The organism is Micromonospora sp., assembly GCF_048594385.1.
Taxonomy (GTDB): Bacteria; Actinomycetota; Actinomycetes; order Mycobacteriales; family Micromonosporaceae; genus Micromonospora; species Micromonospora wenchangensis.
Map to the genome: position 1 here is coordinate 1 of NZ_JBMDWU010000352.1, position 3,243 is coordinate 3,243.

General features: G+C 72.6%; 3 protein-coding genes and 1 rRNA gene. 3 read left to right on the top strand and 1 reads right to left on the bottom strand.

The window, feature by feature from the left end:
- From rrf to ACOJTC_RS18840, 3 genes are all read left to right on the top strand, one after another.
- Window positions 1–94: ribosomal RNA gene (gene rrf / locus ACOJTC_RS18830) — 5S ribosomal RNA — on the top strand; the annotation flags it as partial.
- A gap of 204 nt (window positions 95–298) precedes the next feature.
- Window positions 299–970 carry a DNA-binding response regulator gene (locus ACOJTC_RS18835; RefSeq protein WP_420117861.1) on the top strand — a complete coding sequence of 224 codons (672 nt, stop codon included), beginning with the start codon at window positions 299–301 and terminating at the stop codon, window positions 968–970.
- Window positions 971–1,080: 110 nt separating this feature from the next.
- Window positions 1,081–1,773: a LuxR C-terminal-related transcriptional regulator gene (locus ACOJTC_RS18840; protein ID WP_420117862.1), complete on the top strand. Its 693-nt coding sequence runs from the start codon at window positions 1,081–1,083 to the stop codon at window positions 1,771–1,773.
- A gap of 199 nt (window positions 1,774–1,972) precedes the next feature.
- Here ACOJTC_RS18840 and ACOJTC_RS18845 read toward each other — a convergent pair.
- The coding region (locus tag ACOJTC_RS18845) for an ATP-binding cassette domain-containing protein (RefSeq protein ID WP_420117863.1) at window positions 1,973–3,243 on the bottom strand (1,271 nt) is incomplete at its 5' end.

Below are 3,243 nucleotides of genomic sequence, written 5' to 3' on the forward strand. Positions count from 1 at the left end.
AACGCCCGGTCACATTCCGAACCCGGAAGCTAAGCCCTCCAGCGCCGATGGTACTGCACTCGGGAGGGTGTGGGAGAGTAGGACACCGCCGGACAACCTTTCAGTTGAGGCCAACCCCGAACAGGGGTTGGCCTCAACTGCTGTATCCGTCAGATCGGTGCTTTCCGGACGTCCGGCAGTCCGCCGGCTCGCTTCTTCCGTCACATGATGCATTTCGACCGCTTTTCCGTTGGCCGGGAACGGGTCGTCATTCCGACAGTCGCGTCTGCGGCCGCCTCCGTTTGGGAAAATGTGACGGATGGACGAACTGGCGAGCGGAAAACAATCATCGTCGGGTCCGGACCGGGCGGCAGAAAACGATGAACCGACGATTCGTGTCGTCGTGGTGGGGCCGCCGGGACTGTTGCGTACCGCCCTCGCGGCGATCCTGGCCGCAGCCCCCGGATTCGAGTTGGCCGGCGAGAGCGATCCCGACCACCATCTGACGGATGGGGTCGTCACCCGACGTCCCCACGTCGTCCTGGTCGATCTCGACGCGATCGAGGACCCCGCCGTGCTCTCCGGGCGATGGCACGCCCGGCTGCCGGAGTGTGCGGTGGTGGTGCTGACCTCCCGGCGGACCGCCCGGGCACTGCGCCGGGCCCTCGGCGCCCGGGCCCGGGGGATCATCGCCAAGGACGTCGCGCCCCAGGAACTCCTGGACCAGCTTCGTCTGGTCGCGGAGGGGCAGCGGATGATCGACCCGGTGACCGCCCTGGCCGCACTGGACGCCGCGGTCAATCCCCTCAACGAGCGGGAGCGCGAGGTGACCGCCGCGGCCGCCCGGGGAATGTCCACCAAGGAGATCGCCGGTCACCTGCACCTGGCGCCGGGCACCGTCCGCAACCACCTGTCCGCGGTGCTCCGTAAGACCGGTGCCCGCAACCGGTGGGAAGCGGTTCAGCGGGCCCAGGACGCCGGGTGGATCTGACCGCCCGTGGGAAGGGGTGTCGAACCAGTTACGGATTCAATAAGATTCCGAACCGTGCGTCATTGACCGCACACATTTCGTCAACACGGGCATCATCTCGGGAGTCGCTTATGGTTCGCACATTGCTCGCCCTCCAGGGCGGGCTGCTCCGGGGCGCACTCGCCCAGCTGCTCGCCGCCGAACACGACATCGAGATCGTGGGTGAGGTGGACAGTCCACACCACCTGCATGCGGCGGTCAGGGCCGAGCGCCCCGACGTGGCAGTGGTCGAGTTCGACATGTTGACCGTGACGGAACTGGTCCGGCTGGCCACCCTGGGCGTGGCGGAACCCGTCGTCGAAACCACTCCGGCTGCCGGTGGCGGGTCCACCGCCCCGGCGCTGCGCTCGCCGACGGAGCCGACGAGCACACCCGTGGGTTCCCTGCTGGTTCTCGTCGAACAGCGACGGGCCGGCCGGCTCGGGCCGGTGCTCGCCGAGCACGGCCACCGCATCGGCTTCCTCAGCCGCGACGTGCCCCCCGGCCGGATCGTCGACGGGATACGGCAGCTCGCCGAGGGACGGGTCGTCCTCGACCCCGATCTGGTGGTCGCCGCCCTCGAGGTCGCCGACAACCCGTTGACCAACCGGGAGCGGGAGGTGCTCGACGTGGTCGCCGAGGGGCATCCGGTCCAGGAGATCGCCGAACGGCTGGTGCTGTCGGCCGGCACGGTGCGTAACCACCTGTCGCGGATCATGGCGAAGACCGGAGCGCGGACCCGCTGGGAGGCGGTGCGGATCGCCCGGGAATCCGGCTGGCTGTGACCGGCACCCACCCGATCCCGGCACCCGGCGTGCCCGCCGGCACCGCCGCGGGGCCCTCCCTCGGCGTGACCCCGCTCCACCGCTGGCCGCGCCTCCGATCTGTCCCCGGGCGATGCCGCCGGCCGCGCCCCCGACCTGACCCTGGGCACCGCTCGGGACGTACCTCCGAGGTGGCCTGTTCGGCTGAGGCTCGCGGCGCCTAGGCCCGGGCCGCCGGTGTCCCGTCCGACGCCGTCCAGAAGGTGGCGGGGTCCGACGGTTCCGTCTCGCCGTAGCCGACCAGGGCACGGTAGGCCGCTGAGCGTTCCAGCAGCCCCTGGTGGGTGTCCAGCAACGCGGTCCGCCCGTCGAGCAGCAGGACCCGCCGCGCCCGCAGCGCCGAACTGACCCGGTGGGCGATCACCACCAGTGTGCCGGGTCGGGCGGCGAAGGCCGTCTCCAGCCGGGCCTCGGTGGCCGGGTCCAGGTGACAGGTCGCCTCGTCGAGGATGGCCAGCGGGGCGGGGGAGATCCAGGCCCGCAGCAACGCCACCTGCTGGCGCTCCCCGGCCGACAGGTCCGCCGGGCGCAGCATCGCGTCGTACCCGCCGAGCCGGGTCAGCAACCCGGTCAGTCCCAGCCGGGCCGCCGCCCGGTCCACCACGTCGTCCGGCACACCGGGGGTCAGGTAGCCGAGGTTGTCGCGGAGCGTGCCGGTGAAGACGTACGCCTCCTGGGGGATGAGCACGCGCCGCTCGGCCAGTTCGCCGGGCGTCGCCCCGCCCACCGGCGACCCCCCGACGTGGACGGTGCCCGACTGGGGGTGCAGCACCCCGGCGATCAGCCCCGCCAGGGTCGACTTGCCGATCCCGCTGGCCCCGACGATCACCAGGTGGTCCCCGACGGGCACCTCGAGGTCGAGGTCGTCGAGCACCGGGTCGGCGTGCGGGCCGTACCGGAAGGTCACCCCGCGCAGCGACAACGCCGCCCCGGTCCGCCGCGGCGTGGGGCGGGGCGGCGGTGACCCGGCCGGGTCACTGTCGGCCGGCGCGGCGGTACGCAGCAGCCGGTCCAGGGTGACGGCGAACCGGAGGCCACCGGCCGCGACGCCCTGCACCAGGCTGTGCAGCGCCGGCTGCACCCCCCGCGTGACATAGACGAGCGCGCCCAGCAGCGCGCCCGGTCCCAGCCCCTGACGGACCAGCCACGGCGCGGCCAGTAGCAGCGCCGGCACCGGCAGCCAGCCGCCCAACGCGAGGCTCAGGCTGCGGGTCGCCGCCATGGTGGCCAGCCGGCGTTCCACCCGGGCCTGCGCGTCGACGGACCCGCCGACCCACCCGGTGACCTGGTCGCGGGCCCCGCTGGCGGTGACGTCGCGGTGCCCGCTCACCGCGGTCACCACGGCCCGGCCGAGCTGCTCGTCGGCCAGCACGTACTCCCGCTGCCGGGTCACCATCACCGGCAGCGCCACGGCGAACAGGCCGAGACCGG

Bases quoted from the DNA above. Each gene is read 5' to 3' on its own strand.
- ACOJTC_RS18840 (WP_420117862.1), top strand. From the start codon at position 1,081: ATGGTTCGCACATTGCTCGCCCTCCAGGGCGGGCTGCTCCGGGGCGCA.
- ACOJTC_RS18835 (WP_420117861.1), top strand. From the start codon at position 299: ATGGACGAACTGGCGAGCGGAAAACAATCATCGTCGGGTCCGGACCGG.